Here is a 15,630-nt window from a genome sequence, read left to right as displayed (position 1 = left end):
GGTTCTCCTGGGCGGCGTCAGTGTACCCCGGTGGTGGTTGCAACGTTTTCCGCGGGGTGCCGTCGGGAAGGGGCGCGGATCGGCCAAACCGGCCTGTGATCAACAGGGTTAACATGAGGTTATGGCTGAGGGTTCCGGGGCTGGTGCTCCCACGGAGGGCGACCGCCCGCTGAGGCGCGACGCCGCCCTCAACCGGGAGAAGATCCTGCGGGCCGCCCGCGAGGTCTTCGGCCGGCACGGGCTGAGCGTCACGCTCGACGACGTGGCCCGGCACGCGGGGGTCGGGGTCGGCACGGTGTACCGGCGCTTCCCCGACAAGGAGACCCTGGTGCGGGCCCTGTTCGAGCAGGACCTCGGGATGCGGCAGGCATCCGCGGAGCGGGCACTCGCGCACCCCGATCCCTGGGAAGGGTTCGTGGACTTCCTGACGGAGATGGGCGCCGACCTCGCCGAGAACCGCGGCCTGCAAGAAGTGATCATGCTGGGGAGCCACAGTTCAGAGCCCATGGAGACCGTGCGGGGCGGGATGCTCCCCTTCCTGGAGGCGCTGATCCGGCGGGCGCAGGAGAGCGGGGACCTGCGTCCCGAGATCACACCCTCGGACATCCCCGTCATGGTGCAGATGCTCAGCGCCGCCAGCCAGTTCACCCAGGGCAAGCGGCCCGACGTCTGGCGCCGCTACTTCGAGATCATGCTGAACGGCATCCGGCAGCGTCCCGACAACCTGCCGCTGACGACACCGGGTCTGAGCAACGAGACGGTGGAGCAGGTGATGGGGCTGGTACGGCCGGCCCCGACGGAGGAGTAGCAGGCCTGTCCGTACGACAGACCTGCCACCCGTGATTCAGGAGGACGGTCCCCAGTTGTCGCGGCTCGGGGTGGCCGAACTCGGCTTTGTGAGCGGCAGGTTGACGAAGGACGCCGCCTGCGGGGAGTGTTCCACGGTGTAGACGCCACCGGCCAGGTTCGCCAGTTCCTGCGGGGTCGGGGCGACGGGGGAGTGGAAGTCGGCCGGGGGTTGGCTGTTGACGCTGATCTGGATGCGGTAACCGGCCGGGATCCTGGTGAAGTTGGACAGCAGCGAGATGTCGTAGCGGGTCGTCTGGCCCGGGGTGACCGGGCGCTGCGACGCCTGCGTGAAGGGGTGACTGGGCTTGAGGAGGCTGCCGTTGGAGCCGTACCAGCTCTCCCCGGTGTCCAGGGCGCGCTGGCTGCCCAGGAGGATGCCGTCGGCCTGCTTGGTCACCGTTCCGTCCGGCGCGACGATGCTCAGCTTCGCCGACAACTCGGCTTCGGGCGTTGTCGACTTGGCGTAGAGGGTGACGTCGGTCGGGCCGTTGAGCAGGGCCGCCTTGGTGAGCGGGGCGGTGGTGTACGTCAGGGTGTTGGCCGTCGTCGCCGCACTCCACGCGAGCGAGTCGCTGCCCTGGGCCTTCGGCCTGCCGGGGGTGAGGGAGCCGTCGCCCAGGTAGTAGGTCTTGGCGTCGGACGACAGGGGCCAGGCCGCGCTGTCGACCCAGGTGTTCGCGCCGTTCTCGAACAGGTGCAGGGGAGTCGACGTGTTGGCCATGCCGGTGGGCGCGTTCTTGAGCCAGGTGTCGAACCACTCCAGACGGATGGCCTGAAGGGTCTCCTCGTTGACGTGCTCGCCGTGGGTCCAGGGGCCGACGATCGCCTGGTAGCGGCCGGTGACGGCCTCGCCGGAGGTGATCGGCTCGGTCAACGGCCGGTGGTGGTAGGCGTTTTGGGCGGCCACGTAGGCGCCCAGGTTCCCGCCGGGGAAGAGGTCGTTCCAGCCCGCCTCGGTCAGCGCCGGGATGTTGTTGGCGACGATCTTCGGCATGAGCTTCTGCACGTCGAGGGACTGCCAGTACGCGTCGTCGTACGAGCGTGAACCACCCGTCGCCTGCTGGGCGATGGTCACCGACTGCGGGTCGGTGGCGGGGTCGTCCCTCGGGGCCGCGCGGCTCGGCCTGTGCGATGCCGGCGACGAAGGGGGTGGGGATACCGCCGTCGGCCGTGAGGTCGTTGTAGAAGTCCGAGTCGGTGCAGAAGGGGGTGATGGCCTTGAGCGCGGAGTCCTTGCCCACGGCCGCCGCGGTGAACCACTGGTTCACCCCGAGGTAGGAGCAACCGTCAAGCCCCACCTTGCCGTTGGACCCCGACAGCGTGTGGGCTGCCCAGTCGACCAGGTTGGCCCCGTCCTTCCCCTGCCGGGAACCGAACCAGTCGACCTGCCCGCCGGAGTCGCCGGTCCCGCGGATCGCGGAGGCCACGTAGATGTAGCCGCGCTGCACGAAATAAGTGCCGCTGTCCGCCGGGTCGGAGCGCTGCGCGCCGTACGGATTCTGCGTGAGGAGCACCGGGAACGGGCCCGAGGCGCGGGCGCCGGTGGCCGGGTCGGTCGGGTAGACGACCTCGACGGCGATCTTCACCCCGTCGTCCATCGTGACGGTGGTGTGGACGGGAGCGCTCGCGGCGTAACTGGCGGCCGGTGGCGTCCAGTTGGCCTTGTGCGCGGGGAGTGCGGTGGCCGTCGTCCGGCCTGCGGCCAGGAGGAGGAGCACCGCGGAGGCGCTGCTCAGGACGGAGACCCTGCGGGGAGGCTTGAGCCGTGCTCTCGCCTTGGGCTTCTTCATGCGGCTCCTTGAAGTGGATGCGGGTGCCACGCCGGTCAGGCGGCTTGCGCGGCGGCCTGCGGGGCGCGGTTCAGGGCGAAGAGCGGGAGCACGGCACGCCCGCGGATGTCGTTGGTCAGCTCCGCCAGGACCAGGTAGAAGGCGACGGCGGCCAGCACGATCTCGACGTAACCCGCGGTCTTCAGCACCGAGTCGCTCGGCACGCCCGCGCTGGAAGCGCCCAGATAGGCGGTCACCAGCAGCACGATCGTCAGCGTCAGCAGGGCGAACGCGCTCACGATCACGCCGTTCGTGCCCAGACTCGCGATGCCGAAGACCAGCGTCACGACCAGCCAGCCGATGAGGAACAGCCCCAGCGACTGCATCACGGCATGTCCGCCCGCCGCCGCCGAGGCCTCCGCCGACGCACCGCCGGCCTTCGCCGCGGCCGCCGCCGCTCCGGCGATGTGCGGCGCCGCCCAGAACTCGATGACGGTGTAGCCGAGCCAGAACGCCCCGTACGCCGTCAGGAACGCCGCCGCGAAGGTCGCGCCGGACGCCAACGCGAAAAATCCCGCCACGAGTTGGACGATGCCGCCGTAGAAGAACGTGCCCGCCAGCACGATCGTGCCGTCGGCCGCGTCGATGATCCCGGCGGTGTGCAGGCCCAGGATGAGCGAGCACCACGCGAACCCGGCCGCCCCCACGGCTGTCGCGTGACCGATGTGAGACGTGGTGACTGCGCGAACCGGCGGGCTCTGGGCATCGGGAAGCGACACTTCAGCCATGGTGATCACCCTTCTGGAAATGTCGACGGCGGGGGCATACGACCCAGGCCGTCAACCGAATGGTCGGTAGTTTGGGAACGGCCTGATGGCACTGTCAAGGGATCGAACCGAAGTGGAAAACGCCCCGGACGCGGCGTCGGGGGCGGCCGTCGACGGGGCGGGGACGGCTTCAGGGGTGCGTCGTCAGCGCGCGGATTTCGCGCATCGTCGCAGGTGGGAAGGGGTGCTCATCGCATCGCCCGGAGCGGGCGGGTGAGCGTCGGGGAGAGTCGCGTCGCGGGGCTTCCCGGGCCGAAGAAAGTGGAGATATATTCTCCGAAACGAGGGTGGGGGTGCCCTCAGGGAAGATCCTTTCCCGGGATCTGCTCGCGGAGGCCGCCGAGGATGAGCCCGAGTCCGAACGCGAAACGGTCGTCGAAGTTGAGGATCTCCTCGACGGGGGTGGAGAAGAGTTGGGATGACGCCGACGAGGCGTTCCCCGAGGGTCAGGCTGTGCCGTTTCGCGGCGTAGCTGCCGCCGACGATCCTGGCGCCCTCGCGGTGGGCGAGCAGGGCTTGCCGCAACCGCAGTTACCTGGTCGTACTCGACGCCGACCACCTCTCCCAGGAGCCGGTGGCCGCCATCCACCTGTCTCGACGGGTGCCCGCCGGGGTGCCCGGAACCAGCGGAACCAGGTGCCGAAAGGGCTCATGATGGGGGACGTCGCGGGGGCGGTATACAAGGAGGACGCGGCGCTCACCCGCGCGGCACAGGCGGGTGAAGTCGCCGCGCTGGGACTGCTGTTGGAGCGGCACCGGGCCGGGATGCGTGCCGTCGCGGTGAGTATCCTCGGTCCGGGTGCGGACGCCGACGACGTGATGCAGGAAGCCGCGCTGACGGCGTTGCTGCGGATCGGCGACGTCCGTGAACCGGCGGCGGTGGGCGCGTGGCTGCGGATGGTCGTGCGCAACGCCGCCCGGCTGGTGCAGCGGGAGTCGGCCGCGGTCCGGCCGGTGAGCGAACTGCCGCTCCCGTCAGCGCACTTGGGACCGGAGCAGTGGCTCGAACGGAACGCGCTGCGGGACTGGGTGTGGGAGGCACTGGCGGAGCTGTCCCCCGGTCCTGCGCACGCCGCTGGTACTGCGCTACTTCGCCACCGGGATCACCTCCTACGAACGGATCGCGGAGGTCTGCGGCACACCGGTCGACACGGTCCGCAGCCGCCTCAGCCAGGGCCGGGCCAAACTGGCAACCGCCCTCGCCGCCACGGCGGATGCCCCGCACGGAGATGCCGCGCAACGGCTCCGCGCCAGCCGGGCCGAGGTCCACGAACTGCTGGCCGCCGCGGGGCCGGTCCGCCTCGTGGAGCGGCGCCAGGACCCGTACCCGAAGGCCCTGGCGCCGCTCCGTCCGCTCGCGCTACCGCTCAACGAGCGGGCGGGAAAGGTCAGTTGATGGTGTAGCTGTCCCCGTACACCTTCCAGGTCAGCGGTGTGTTGAGGTCGAAGTTGCCGTTGCGGAGGAAGACACGCTGCTCGGTGTCGACGCGGGTGGTGTCACTGTGGGCCTCCTCCTGCTTCATGGCCCACACGCGCGCGTCGAGGAAGGCGTTGAGGTACGTCGTCTCGTTGCCGCCCTGGGCCGGCGGCTTGGCCGAACGCAGCGCGCGGGCGCGGATGTTGCGGAAGCTGGTGGGGTCGTCGCCGTCGCCGTGCATGACGATGGCGTCGTAGTACGTGAACTGGCCCAGCACCCGCAGCCCGTCGGTCTTGCCCTGGCTGACGGCCGGGTTGAAGTACACCCGGTCGCGCTCGTCGTTCTGCGCCTGCTGGAACACCGTGTCCTGGGCCGCGGTGCGCCAGTCCTTGGGGAAGTTCGGGTCGAGTCCGGAGTGCGAGTCGGTGCCGTTGACGTTGCGGAGCGCGGGCAGGTACTTGGCGAGGACGTTGCCGGGCTTGCGGGTCGCGTAGAGCTGGACGAGGTCGAGCATGTCGCCGGTGCCCGAGCAGAAGCCGATGATGCCGGCGGTGTAGCCACGGCCGTCGCCTATGTCCTCGATGTACTTGTACTGGGCCTTCCAGTCGAGGGAGGAGTTCTCGGCGCTCGACACCAGCTTCATGGCGATCTCCTTCTTCGCCGGGTCGTCGAGGCCGACCGCCGCGGCGGCCGAGGGAGCGGCCGAGGCCTGCGGGGCGCGCAGCAGAGGCGCCGCCGCGAGCGACACGCCGATGAGCGCGAGGAGCGTCCGACGCGAGGGGCTCGTCGGCTCGGAGGGCGCAGCGTCGTGGAACGGGTGGACCACGGGGACTCCAAAGGGTGGTGGGGGGTGGGGAGTTGGTCGTACCGCCGAACTGATAGGAAAGTTAACTATCAGAGGTTCGGGGTGGACGGCACCCACCGGGAGCCAAGTTCGTAGCTATGAACGAGAGTCGCGTGGGTGTGCGAGGGCGATGCTTGACGGTTTGCCCGCCCTTGTCGCACCGGCCACCTCGGCGACGCTCCGACGCCGGGTGTCGATCACCGGGTCCCGGGAGGCGTGCCCCTGGTCGACCGGCGACGGCCGCAACGGTGAAGTTTGCCCCGTGCTCCGCCGTGGACCGGGACACCCGGTACTGGCACGCGGCTTCGGGGGTGAACTGCCGCTCGGCCCACTACCGTTGAGGGCATGAGGGTTCGTCACAAGGCGCGGGTCGTGCTCCTCGACGACGGTCACCTGGTGTTCCTGAAGCGGGGCTGGCCCGGCGGCGATCCGTACTGCACGACGGTCGGCGGGAGTGTCGAGCCCGAGGACGCGGACCTCGAAGCGGCCCTGCGCCGCGAGGTGTTGGAGGAGATCGGGGCCACGATCGGTCCGGCCACCGAGTTCCTGACGCTGACCGAACCGCGCGGGACGAGCACCGTCGTCCAGCATTACTTCCTTGCCGACCTGGTTGCCATGGACCTTGATCTCCGTCACGGTCCGGAACTCGACGACCCCGACACGGGCCTCTTCGAACCGGTGCGGGTCGACGTCAGCCGTTCCGCCGTGGCGGCCCTGAATCTTCAGCCGCCCGAGCTGGCCGACTACGTGCTCGCGCATGTCGAGGACTGGGGCGCCTGACGGCCACACGGGGTCACAACACCTTGAGCTGGGTGAGGAGTTGGAGGGTGTCGGTGTTGACCCAGTATTCCACGAACCTGCCGTCGCGCATCCGGAGTGTGTCGGTGCCGGTGAAGGTGACCACCGTCCCGGGCTCGGCCTTGGCTCCGGGGAAGCCGCCCGCGTAGGTCCCGGTGGCCGTCCACCGCACGGAGGCGTGCCGTTTGTCGATCAGCGGGGTGACCTGCTCGGTGAAGCGGAGGTCGGGGAAGGCGGCGCGGGTCTGCTTGATCCATGCGACCAGGCCGTCGGCACCCCGGATCGAGCTGCCGTCACCGCCGTCGAGCAGGGCGGCATGGACGCGGAAGGCGGGGGAGATGATGCCCGGGGCCCGGTCGTAATCGCCGTTCCAGAGCCGGAGCCAGTTGTCGAGCATCACCTTGGGCCGCTGGACGTCGCCGTGGCTTCGGGCGGTCGTGACCGTGGTCGTCGTGGTGCTCTTCGGGGACGCGTCCGAGGCCGTGGCGGTCATGGCCGTGCAGGCGAGGGCGGCCAGCGCCGCCGGGACGAGCAGCCGGGCGCGGTGGTGTCGGGTGGTGCGAGTGGGCGGGACGCTGGTCACGGCGGGGCCTTCCGGGCGAGATGGGGGAGTGGGCAGGGAACGGCGCGTCACGGGATCAGGACGACCTTGCCGGCGACCGTGCCGGACTCGGCCAGGCGGACGGCGTCCGAGACGCGGGCGAGCGGGAGTTGAGCCGCTATCCGGGCGTTGACCTCACCGCGCTGGAGGGCCGCGAAGACCTGCGTGAGGTCGGCGCTCAACTGGGCGCGGAACTTGTTCTTGTTCAGCGCGCGCCCGGCCCAGACGTTGAAGAAGTAGGCGTGACGGCCGTTCGGCAGCGCGTTCCACGTCCAGACGCGGCCCAGGATCTTGAGCACCGGCAGCTGCTTGGAGCCCCCGTCGTCACGGGTGGAGGCGCTGCCGTAGGAGACGAGCGTGCCGCCGGGGGCGAGAAGGTGCCAGGAGCGGACGACGCTGGGGCCGCCGACGTGGTCGAAGACGGCGTCCACACCGCGCGGGGAGAGCTCGCGGACGCGGGCCGCGAGGTCCGGGGTGCGGTAGTCGATGGGCTCGACGCCCTGCTCGCGGAGCGCGTCGTGGTGGCGCGGGGAGGCCGTGCCGATCACGTGCACCCCCGCGGCGTGGGCGAGTTGGACCAGGACCGTGCCCACCCCGCCGTTCGCCCCGTGCACCAGGATCGTCTGGCCGGTGCGGACGCGTGCCTTGCGGTGCAGCATCTGCCAGGCGGTGATGCCGTTCACGACGACCGTCTCCGCCTCGGCCGCGCCGATCCCCTCGGGCACCGGCACCACGTCGGCCGCGTCGACCAGCACATGGCTGGCCCAGCCGCCGACCTTGACCAGTGCGGCCACCCGGGTGCCGGCAAGGCCCGGCTCGACACCGGCGCCGGTGCTCTGGACGGTGCCCACCAGGTCGTAGCCGGGGACGAACGGGAACGGCGGCTGGTCGTAGTACTTCCCACGCCGCATCTGCTGCTCGGCGAAGGACACCCCGGTCGCCTCCATCCGGACCACGACCCGGCCGGGGCCCGCGACGGGAACCGACCCGTGCCGGACCTCCAGGCCCTCGGGCTCCACCTTGCCGGGCAGGACGACCTCGACGAGTGCCTCGGTGGTGCTGTCCGCGCCGTGCGTGCTGTCGGTGCTGTTCATGGTGACCTCCACTGCGATCCGCTGCGAGCTAGGTGTCTTCGTGTTCGTTATAAGTTGTAACTCACGCGAGAAGGGGTCGTCAATAGCAATCGTGATAGCTTCTAACTGAAGCTTCAGTGTGTAGTCGAGTGGGAGCGGAAGGCGGCCGGTCATGGCGGAAACGGGCACGAAGACCCCACGCGAGCGCTATCGCGAGCAGGTCCGCGCGGAGGTCAAGGAGCACGCACGCGAGCAGATCGCCACGGCGGGCGCCTCCGCGCTCTCCCTCAACGCGATCGCCAAGCGCATGGGCATGAGCGGCCCCGCTCTCTACCGGTACTTCGCCAGCCGCGACGACCTGATCACCGAACTCATCCGGGACGCGTACCGCAGCCTCGCCGACGTCTTCCACGCAGCCGCCGAGTCCGGCACCGACATGTCAGGCCTGGCCCACGCCCTGCGCGACTGGGCCCTCGCCGACCCGCAGCGCTACTTCCTCATCTACGGCACACCGGTCCCCGGCTACCACGCGCCCGACGACATCACCGGGATCGCGTCCGAGATCATGGCGTTCCTTCTGGACGCGAGCACGGAACTGTCCGCGGACGGTCCCGCGAGCGCGTTCGAACTCGACCTCCAGGCCCACCGGCACTGGGCGGGCGACCACCCCGCCCCGCCCGCGGCCCTCCATCGCGCCCTGACCTTCTGGACCCGCCTGCACGGCGTGCTGTCCCTCGAACTCGCGGGCCACTTCAACGGCATGGGGTTCGACCCGGCGATGTTCTTCGACGCGGAACTGGCCGGGCTGGCGGAGCGGTAGGGGAGGGCGGGCGGGTCATACGGAAAAGCGGGTATCGCGGCCTTTCGGAAAGGGGAATCGACATGGCTGTGTTGATTCTTGTACTTCTCCTCGCCCTGATATTGGGCGGCGCCGGATTCGCCCTTCACTTTCTCTGGTGGGTCGCCGTCGTCGTAGCTGTTCTGTGGCTCCTGGGATTCGTCTTCCGCAGTGCCGGAAGCGGTGGTTCGAGGGGCCGTTGGTACCGGTGGTGACCTCATGCGGAGCGTAGGCGAACAATAAAATTGTGTGGGACGGAAAACGGTGGGCACTCGACCTGCCGAGGGACGCCCACCGCAATACCGGACGGGCTTCCTCGGTATTCACGCACTGCAAGGGGAGGTTTCGCATGACGGACAACGTATGGGGTTACCAGGCCGATTCGGGCCACCAGCCGGGCACCGACCTGACGGGATTCAAGGTCGAGGCGACGGACGGCAGCATCGGCAAGGTCGACAAGCACTCCGACGAGGTCGACGACTCCTACCTGGTGGTCGACACGGGTGTGTGGATCTTCGGCAAGGAGGTCCTGCTCCCGGCGAGCACGGTGGTGAGCATCGACCCGAACGAGAAGAAGGTCTCCGTCGGCCTCACCAAGCAACAGATCAAGGACGCCCCGGAGTTCGACCGGGAGAAGCACCTCGGCGACCGGGGTTACCACGACCAGGTCGGCACGTACTACGGCACAGGCCGAGGCGGTCCCTTCGGCGGCCCGCTCGTCTGATCCGGCAGCTGCCGCGAGCACCACGGCCCCGGGATTCCGCAAGGAGTCCCGGGGCTTTCGCATGTCGTCGGCGAGGTCGCCCGCCTACGAGAACAGGGCGGCGATCAGGGCGATGTCGTCGTCCTTGTTGTGACCGAAACGCGCGAGCAGCACCTCGCACAACTCCTCGAGATCGGCGGGGCCTTCCATGACCGCGTCGCTGAACTCGCCGAGCGTGGCGTCGAGATGGGCGGTGCGCACCTCCACGAGACCGTCCGTGACCAGGAGCAGACGGGTGCCGGGCGGGGCCGGCAGGACGGTGGGCGGCGGATGCGGGAGTCCCAGGCCGAGCAGCGGACCGTGGGGGTGGTGGAACCGCGGGCCGTGCTGCGGGTCGATCACCAGGGGCGGGATGTGGCCGGCGTTGGCGATGTGCAGCCGGCGGTCGTGCGGGGTGACGAGGACCAGGCAGAGGGTGACCGTGACACCGGGCTGCGACTGACCGAGCAGGGTTTCCAGGCGTTCCAGGATGCGGTGCGGCGGGTGGCCCTCGATGGCGTAGGCGCGCAGCGCGTGCCGTACCTCGCCCATCACGGTCGCGGCCGTCACCGAGTGCCCGACGACGTCCCCGATGGCGAGCAGCAGGCCGTCGACCGTCCGCACCGCCTCGTAGAAGTCCCCGCCGATCTCGGCGTGTTCGGAGGCCGGGACGTAGCGGAAGGCCAGTTCGACGCCGGGGACCGTCGGCAACTCCTTTGGCAGGAAGGAGCGTTGCAGCGCCAGACCCAGGGTGCGTTCCTCGTTGTACGTGCGCAGGGCCTCCAGGGCGAGGGCGCTCGCGTTGGCCAGCTGCTGGAAGAGCTGCTCGTCGTCGGCACTGCCCAGGGCGGTCGCGGGGACGGCAAGACAGACCGGGGGACGGCCGCGCTTGGTACGGGCCACCGCGAGCGCGATCTCGCCGGGCAGGTGGTCGCCCGGCAGCAGCGCTCGCCACCGGTCGTGCGGGATGCGGACGACCGCGACCCCGGTGTCCTGGTTCAGGCCCTGGGCCGCCAGCTGGTCCAGGAGGCCGGCATGGGCCGGATGCGTGCGCACGGGGGTCCGCGGGTCGTCGATCATGCTGTGCACGGCCTGCGCCTGGGGCGAGAGGAACACCGCGCTGGCCGGAGTGTCCAGCACCCCGGCCGCGCCGCCGGTGGCCGCAGAGGCGAACGAGTGGAAACCCACGGCGCTGTACACGTCCAGCGTCGCCGCGTTCAGGGCGATGAGGCGTCGCGCGAGCCGTTCGGCGCGCTGGCGGGCCCGGGCGTAGCGCAGGGTGGCGGTGACCGTGGCGAGGAGTTCGCCGGGGTCGATGGGCTGGTCGAGATAGGCGTCCGCGCCCCGGCGCAGCCCCTCGGCATGGTCGTCGGCGCTGGTGGCGGCGGCGGAGATCTGGATGATCGGCAGATGGACCGTCCGCGGGTCGCCCTTGAGGCGTTCGCTGACCTCGAAGCCGCTCATGTCGGGCAGCAGCACATCGATGATGGCGAGGTCGGGCAGCGCGCTCTCGGCGGAGTTCAGCCGCGCGAGTCCCTGTTCACCGGTGGCGACGCCGATGACCGTGTGTCCCGCGCGCCGGAGCCAGCTCGTCAGGACGTAGCGGTTCGTCTCGTTGTCGTCGATGACCAGGACGGTCGCGGGTGAGGGGTCCTGGACCCTATCGGGCATGGTCCGAACCTCCGCTGTCCGGTTCCTGGGCGGGTTCCCGGCCGAGGTCCGGCAGGCGCACCTGGACCCGGGTGCCGACCCCCGCGGTGCTGGTGAGGGTGAGGGAGCCGCCGAGCAGTTCGGTGAGCGTGCGGGCGTAGGGCAGGCCGAGGCCGGTGCCGGGGCGTCCCTTCTGGTGGGGGCCGCGGACTTGGTAGAACGCCTCGAAGACCCGGCCTAGTTCGTCGGCGGGGATGCCCACTCCGGTGTCCGTGACGGTGAACAGGACGGCGTGCTGGGAGAGTTCGGGGTCCACGGCCACGTCGAGGTGCACCTCGCCCCGCTCGGTGAACTTCAGGGCGTTGGACAGCAGGTTGCGCAGGATGCGGATCAGCAGCGTCTCGTCGGTCACCAGGGACGGCTGCTGTTCGAGACCGGGGGTGACGAGGGTGACCTGGTCCGGGTTGGGGCTGCTCAGCAGGAGAGTGCCGAGGTGGGCGAACAGCAGCCGCAGATCCACCGGTTGAGGATGGATGTCGACGTGACCCGCCTCGGCCTTCGCGACGTCCAAGAGGTCGTTCACCAGCGACAGGAGGGTGCGGCCGGAGGACGCGATGAGGTCGACCTGTTCCCGCTGCTCCCCGGTGAGCGGTGGCGAACTGGGCGCCAGCAGCAGGGCGGAGAGCGCGACCACGGAGTTCACCGGAGTGCGCAGCTCGTGGCTGATGTTGGTCCAGAAGCGGGTCTTGGCCTCGCTCGCCTCCAGCAACTGGTGCCGCTTGTCCTCCAGTTCGGAGTGCAGGGCCAGCACACCGCTGTTGGTGGTCTCCAGCTCCTGGGTCAACTCCGAGTAGAGCGCGAGCACTCCGCGGTTGGTCTCCTCCAACTCCTCGTTCAGACGCAGGAGTTCCTCCCGCTGCGCGCGGGTCTCCTCCAGGGCGGCGACCAGGTCGCGGGTCTGGGCGCGCAGATCGTCCGCCTCGGTGGACCGGGCGCCGCCCGCGAGCACCTTGACCAGGCGGGCGCGCACGTCGGCCGCCGTCAGCCCGGGCGCGGTGAGCGGCTGGGTGACGACGATACGGCTGACCGTGGCGCCCGCCTCGTGCTCGATCCGTACGAGCTTCGCCGCCAGGTCCAGGGTGTCCTGGGCCGGCGGCGGCCCGCCGATCCACACGAACGTGATGACGAGGGCCATCGGCTGCGCCGAGGTGTCCAGGGCGAACACGACTTCCAGGCCGCGGCAACCGAGCCGGTCGCGGCCCAGTTCACTCAGCGCGGTGGCCAGCCGGACCTGGTCCTGCTGGTCCAACGCCACGGCAGCCGCGGCCTGTTGGGCGCTGCGCCGCAGGCCGAACACGTCCTGGGGTGTGGTGAGGCCGAGGGACGCCACCCGTCCGACCGCGTCCGGCGGGTGATCGTGGCGCAGCACTCCGCCGCGCGGGCCCGGCTCAGCCGTGTCGGTCGGCATGCCCGCCCCTCTCCCCGGTCACCATGCGCCCTTGATCACGACCGCACACGCGTCGTCCAGCCGGACCGCGGCCTCGCGCAGCAACTGCCCGGCCATGACGAGCGGCGAGTGACTCAGAAGACCCGGCAACGCCGTCGGGTCCCAGCGCTCGGTCAGCCCGTCGGAGTGCATGACCAGCGCGCCGTGCGCGGGCAGCGGCTCCTCGAACGTCCGCAGCCGCCGCATGTGCGCGCCCACGATTCCAGGGGCCGACAACAGGGCACGGCGGCCACCGTCGTCGACGAGGAAGCCGCTGACGTTGCCGATGCCGCAGTACAGCAGCCGCCCCGCCGCGGGTTCGATCCTTGCCACCGCGACCGCCCCGCCCCGCGTCCCGCGCAGCGCGCGGTGAACTGCGCCGAGGACACCCTCGGGACTGAGATCCTGCGTGGCGTGGAACGCCCTGACGGCGGCCTGGCTCGCGCGCTCCGCGAGCGGCCCGTGGCCCAGGCCGTCGCAGAGCATGACCAGGAGCACGGGGTGCTCCCCGCCGCCGTCACCGTCCACCGCGCGGACGGCCCAGGCGTCACCGCACACGGTCTCCCCGCTGATCGGCCTGGTCACCCCGGCGGCGAAGGGGTCGTCGGGGAAGGACACGGCGGCCCTGCCGTCGCCGGTGCGCGGCCAGAACCGGGCGGCCATGACCGTCCCGCGGCCGGGCACCGAGTGCAGGTCGAAGCGGTCCGCCAGCCGGGAGACCGCGCCCAGACCTATGCCGAGCGTGCCCGCGCTGGACGTCCCGTCGGCGAGGGCGGCGGGCACGTTCGTCATCCCGGGCCCCGAGTCCACGGTGAGGAACTCCACCCCGGCCGTGTCCCCGGAGCGCACCACCCGCAGCAGCAGGGCACCGTCCTCGGCGTGGCGCTGCACGTTCGTGGCGGCCTCGGTGACGGCGAGGGCGACCTCGCCCGCCCGATGGCTGCTGAGCCCGATGCGCCGGGCCAGCGCGGTGGCCGCGCCCCGGGCGGCCACCGACAGCGAGGGTCCGTCCCGGAACCACGCCAGGTCCTCGGACTCCAGCAGGGTCGGGGTAGTCATCTCGCCCACTTGATGATCGTGACGGCCGTGCCCTCGCCGGGCGCGGTGCGTAGCCGGAAGTCGTCGACGAGCCGCTTGGCGCCGCTCAGTCCCAGCCCCAGGCCGCCGCCCGAGGTCCAGCCGTCCGTCATGGCCTGTTCGATGTCGGGGATGCCCGGGCCGGTGTCCTCGAAGACCGCACCCACACCCCGTCTGCCGTTCGCGCTCACGAGCCCGGCCCTGACCGTGCCCCCGCCGCCGTAGGTCAGCGTGTTGCGGGCGAGTTCTCTGGCCGCGGTGATCATCTTCGTCTGGTCGACCAGGGACAGACCGCACCGCTGGGCCAGTGCCCGGATCGCCTGGCGGACATGGACGAGATCACCGCTGCGCTCGACGGCGTAGACCTGCGGCTCTTCGTCGACTGTCCAGGGCGCTGTCACCTGGGGCCCGTATCGGAGGGCCGGCTCAGCTTCGCCAGCCCCTTCTCCAGGTCGAGAGCGGTGCTGACACCGCCGAGCGAGAGCCCCAGCTCGACCAGGGTGATGGCGACGGCCGGGCGCATGCCCACGACGACGGTCCTGGCGTCCAGGACCCGCGAGATGGCCGCCACCGTCGCCAGCATGCGGCCCACGAAGGAGTCGACGATCTCCAGAGCGCTGATGTCGATGATGACGCCCTGGGCCGACTTGGCCACGATCTGGTCGGCCAGGTCCTCCTGGAGGTTGAGGACCGTCTGGTCCTCCAGGTCGAACTGGACGGACACCACCAGGGTGTCGCCGATCCGCAGGATCGGAATGCGCTCACTCATCGCTGCGCGCCGGTGTGCGCGACCATGTCCACCCCGGACCGGCGCAGGGCCAGCTTGAGGGCGTCGGCCAGGCTCGCCTTCGTCACGATGCCGTCGAACTCGATCCCCAGCGCGACGATGGTCTGCGCGATCTGCGGGCTGATGCCGGACACCGTGCACTCGGCGCCCATCAGCCGCGCGGCGACGATCGTCTTCAGCAGGTGCTGGGCGACCTGGGTGTCCACCGCGGGAACGCCCGTGATGTCGATGATCGCCTGCTCCGACCCGGTGTCCACGAGGGCCTGCAGCAGCTTCTCCCTCACCACCTGGGTCCGCGCCGAGTCCAGGGTGCCGACCAGTGGCACGGCGATCACCCCGTCCCACAGCCGCACCACCGGCGTGGACAGCTCCAGCAGCTGCTCCGCCTGCGCCGTGATCAGCTCGTCCCGCGTCCGCGTACAGGTCTCGATCGTGAAGAGACCCAGACTGTCGAGTATTCGGGACAGCCGCAGATAGGCGCGTACGTCGTCGGCGGTGCCCCTTTCCAGCACGGGTTCCAGGACCCGTTTCAGCGCGAAAACACTGACGGCGGTCTCACTCGGCGAGAATCCTTGCCGGGCCCGGTTCCTCGACAACTCCGTCAAATGGGCGCGGACTTCGGACATGTGCTCCGAGTGGACATCCGTGGCCCCCTTTCGGAGCGCGTCCACCAGAGCTTCGTACAGCTCGCGCAGCTCTCGATTGAGCTCTGCCGCACTGACCCGGCCGCCGAGTGATCCGGTCACCTCTCCGACTCATGACGCGGCCAGATCCTGCCCTTCGACCGACAGGAGCCCCACGAGGTCTACGGCATTTTCTCGCTTCACCATTCAGGTGCTCCTTCGATATTCACATGTAGGTGTCAGGACTGA

General features: G+C 70.2%; 17 protein-coding genes and 3 pseudogenes. 7 read left to right on the top strand and 13 right to left on the bottom strand.

Annotated features, from left to right (window positions below):
* Positions 1-121: 121 nt before the first annotated feature.
* Positions 122-808 carry a TetR/AcrR family transcriptional regulator gene (locus OHT77_RS04100; RefSeq protein ID WP_328826581.1) on the top strand — a complete coding sequence of 229 codons (687 nt, stop codon included), beginning with the start codon at positions 122-124 and terminating at the stop codon, positions 806-808.
* 36 nt (positions 809-844) lie between these two features.
* Here OHT77_RS04100 and OHT77_RS04095 read toward each other — a convergent pair whose 3' ends face one another.
* From OHT77_RS04095 to OHT77_RS04080, 4 genes and pseudogenes are all read right to left on the bottom strand, one after another.
* Positions 845-1,924 (bottom strand): CocE/NonD family hydrolase C-terminal non-catalytic domain-containing protein, encoded by a 1,080-nt coding sequence (locus tag OHT77_RS04095; RefSeq protein ID WP_328826579.1) that lies wholly within the window; start codon positions 1,922-1,924, stop codon positions 845-847.
* Positions 1,925-2,057: 133 nt separating this feature from the next.
* Positions 2,058-2,447, bottom strand: a pseudogene (locus OHT77_RS04090) (CocE/NonD family hydrolase); the annotation flags it as partial.
* 227 nt (positions 2,448-2,674) lie between these two features.
* Entirely contained in the window at positions 2,675-3,406 is a 732-nt protein-coding gene (locus OHT77_RS04085) for a GPR1/FUN34/YaaH family transporter (protein WP_328826578.1), read from the bottom strand.
* Positions 3,407-3,744: 338 nt separating this feature from the next.
* Positions 3,745-3,846, bottom strand: a pseudogene (locus OHT77_RS04080) (hypothetical protein); the annotation flags it as partial.
* 250 nt (positions 3,847-4,096) lie between these two features.
* Between OHT77_RS04080 and OHT77_RS04075 the strand changes: the two are divergent.
* A pseudogene (locus OHT77_RS04075) lies at positions 4,097-4,303 on the top strand (RNA polymerase sigma factor); the annotation flags it as partial.
* Between the two features lie 205 nt (positions 4,304-4,508).
* The gene (locus tag OHT77_RS04070) at positions 4,509-4,841 is read left to right on the top strand and encodes a sigma factor-like helix-turn-helix DNA-binding protein (RefSeq protein WP_328834146.1); all 333 of its coding nucleotides are present in this window, start codon (positions 4,509-4,511) and stop codon (positions 4,839-4,841) included.
* Here OHT77_RS04070 and OHT77_RS04065 read toward each other — a convergent pair.
* Positions 4,834-5,688 carry a chitosanase gene (locus tag OHT77_RS04065; protein ID WP_328826577.1) on the bottom strand — a complete coding sequence of 285 codons (855 nt, stop codon included), beginning with the start codon at positions 5,686-5,688 and terminating at the stop codon, positions 4,834-4,836. The two genes, OHT77_RS04070 and OHT77_RS04065, sit on opposite strands and share 8 nt — an antisense overlap.
* 363 nt (positions 5,689-6,051) lie before the next feature.
* Here OHT77_RS04065 and OHT77_RS04060 point away from each other — a divergent pair, with 363 nt between their 5' ends.
* Positions 6,052-6,486: an NUDIX domain-containing protein gene (locus tag OHT77_RS04060; protein ID WP_328826576.1), complete on the top strand. Its 435-nt coding sequence runs from the start codon at positions 6,052-6,054 to the stop codon at positions 6,484-6,486.
* A 13-nt stretch (positions 6,487-6,499) separates the two neighbouring features.
* On the opposite strand, the gene OHT77_RS04055 is transcribed toward OHT77_RS04060, so the two are convergent.
* Both OHT77_RS04055 and OHT77_RS04050 read right to left on the bottom strand, forming a co-directional pair.
* The gene (locus OHT77_RS04055) at positions 6,500-7,087 is read right to left on the bottom strand and encodes an ester cyclase (RefSeq protein WP_328826575.1); all 588 of its coding nucleotides are present in this window, start codon (positions 7,085-7,087) and stop codon (positions 6,500-6,502) included.
* A gap of 47 nt (positions 7,088-7,134) precedes the next feature.
* Positions 7,135-8,199: a medium chain dehydrogenase/reductase family protein gene (locus OHT77_RS04050; protein WP_328826574.1), complete on the bottom strand. Its 1,065-nt coding sequence runs from the start codon at positions 8,197-8,199 to the stop codon at positions 7,135-7,137.
* 151 nt (positions 8,200-8,350) lie between these two features.
* Between OHT77_RS04050 and OHT77_RS04045 the strand changes: the two genes are divergently transcribed.
* The 3 genes from OHT77_RS04045 to OHT77_RS04035 all read left to right on the top strand — a co-directional run bounded on the left by OHT77_RS04045 (position 8,351) and on the right by OHT77_RS04035 (position 9,740).
* Positions 8,351-8,998 carry a TetR/AcrR family transcriptional regulator gene (locus OHT77_RS04045; RefSeq protein ID WP_328826572.1) on the top strand — a complete coding sequence of 216 codons (648 nt, stop codon included), beginning with the start codon at positions 8,351-8,353 and terminating at the stop codon, positions 8,996-8,998.
* 62 nt (positions 8,999-9,060) lie between these two features.
* Entirely contained in the window at positions 9,061-9,231 is a 171-nt protein-coding gene (locus tag OHT77_RS04040; protein ID WP_266779645.1) for a hydrophobic protein, read from the top strand.
* Positions 9,232-9,365: 134 nt separating this feature from the next.
* Complete coding sequence (locus OHT77_RS04035; protein ID WP_328826571.1) at positions 9,366-9,740, top strand: PRC-barrel domain containing protein; 375 nt, start codon at positions 9,366-9,368, stop codon at positions 9,738-9,740.
* Positions 9,741-9,824: 84 nt separating this feature from the next.
* On the opposite strand, the gene OHT77_RS04030 is transcribed toward OHT77_RS04035, so the two are convergent.
* The 6 genes from OHT77_RS04030 to OHT77_RS04005 form a co-directional block, all read right to left on the bottom strand.
* Complete coding sequence (locus OHT77_RS04030; RefSeq protein ID WP_328826570.1) at positions 9,825-11,429, bottom strand: fused response regulator/phosphatase; 1,605 nt, start codon at positions 11,427-11,429, stop codon at positions 9,825-9,827.
* Entirely contained in the window at positions 11,419-12,876 is a 1,458-nt protein-coding gene (locus tag OHT77_RS04025) for a sensor histidine kinase (protein ID WP_328826569.1), read from the bottom strand. Before OHT77_RS04025 ends, OHT77_RS04030 begins: the two co-directional genes overlap by 11 nt.
* Positions 12,877-12,894: 18 nt before the next feature.
* Positions 12,895-13,953: an ATP-binding SpoIIE family protein phosphatase gene (locus OHT77_RS04020; protein WP_405881472.1), complete on the bottom strand. Its 1,059-nt coding sequence runs from the start codon at positions 13,951-13,953 to the stop codon at positions 12,895-12,897.
* A complete protein-coding gene (locus OHT77_RS04015) occupies positions 13,950-14,288 on the bottom strand; it encodes an ATP-binding protein (RefSeq protein WP_443048196.1) in 339 nt (112 codons plus the stop codon). The genes OHT77_RS04020 and OHT77_RS04015 overlap by 4 nt, the downstream gene beginning before the upstream one ends.
* Positions 14,289-14,368: 80 nt before the next feature.
* Complete coding sequence (locus OHT77_RS04010; RefSeq protein WP_266778343.1) at positions 14,369-14,740, bottom strand: STAS domain-containing protein; 372 nt, start codon at positions 14,738-14,740, stop codon at positions 14,369-14,371.
* A complete protein-coding gene (locus tag OHT77_RS04005; RefSeq protein ID WP_328826566.1) occupies positions 14,737-15,504 on the bottom strand; it encodes an STAS domain-containing protein in 768 nt (255 codons plus the stop codon). Before OHT77_RS04005 ends, OHT77_RS04010 begins: the two co-directional genes overlap by 4 nt.
* Between the last annotated feature and the right edge of the window lie 126 nt (positions 15,505-15,630).

Origin of the sequence: Streptomyces sp. NBC_00252 (assembly GCF_036187565.1) — a bacterium.
In the GTDB taxonomy this organism is placed as follows: Bacteria; Actinomycetota; Actinomycetes; order Streptomycetales; family Streptomycetaceae; genus Streptomyces.
Note: the sequence above shows the minus strand (reverse complement) of the source record. Positions and strands in the feature narration are given on the sequence as shown.

Excerpts from the sequence above, each read along its gene's own strand:
- OHT77_RS04100 (WP_328826581.1), top strand. The coding sequence starts at position 122 with ATGGCTGAGGGTTCCGGGGCTGGTGCTCCCACGGAGGGCGACCGCCCG.
- OHT77_RS04085 (WP_328826578.1), bottom strand. The coding sequence starts at position 3,406 with ATGGCTGAAGTGTCGCTTCCCGATGCCCAGAGCCCGCCGGTTCGCGCA.
- OHT77_RS04060 (WP_328826576.1), top strand. The coding sequence starts at position 6,052 with ATGAGGGTTCGTCACAAGGCGCGGGTCGTGCTCCTCGACGACGGTCAC.
- OHT77_RS04050 (WP_328826574.1), bottom strand. The coding sequence starts at position 8,199 with ATGAACAGCACCGACAGCACGCACGGCGCGGACAGCACCACCGAGGCA.
- OHT77_RS04045 (WP_328826572.1), top strand. The coding sequence starts at position 8,351 with ATGGCGGAAACGGGCACGAAGACCCCACGCGAGCGCTATCGCGAGCAG.
- OHT77_RS04040 (WP_266779645.1), top strand. The coding sequence starts at position 9,061 with ATGGCTGTGTTGATTCTTGTACTTCTCCTCGCCCTGATATTGGGCGGC.
- OHT77_RS04035 (WP_328826571.1), top strand. The coding sequence starts at position 9,366 with ATGACGGACAACGTATGGGGTTACCAGGCCGATTCGGGCCACCAGCCG.
- OHT77_RS04030 (WP_328826570.1), bottom strand. The coding sequence starts at position 11,429 with ATGCCCGATAGGGTCCAGGACCCCTCACCCGCGACCGTCCTGGTCATC.
- OHT77_RS04025 (WP_328826569.1), bottom strand. The coding sequence starts at position 12,876 with ATGCCGACCGACACGGCTGAGCCGGGCCCGCGCGGCGGAGTGCTGCGC.
- OHT77_RS04020 (WP_405881472.1), bottom strand. The coding sequence starts at position 13,953 with ATGACTACCCCGACCCTGCTGGAGTCCGAGGACCTGGCGTGGTTCCGG.
- OHT77_RS04010 (WP_266778343.1), bottom strand. The coding sequence starts at position 14,740 with ATGAGTGAGCGCATTCCGATCCTGCGGATCGGCGACACCCTGGTGGTG.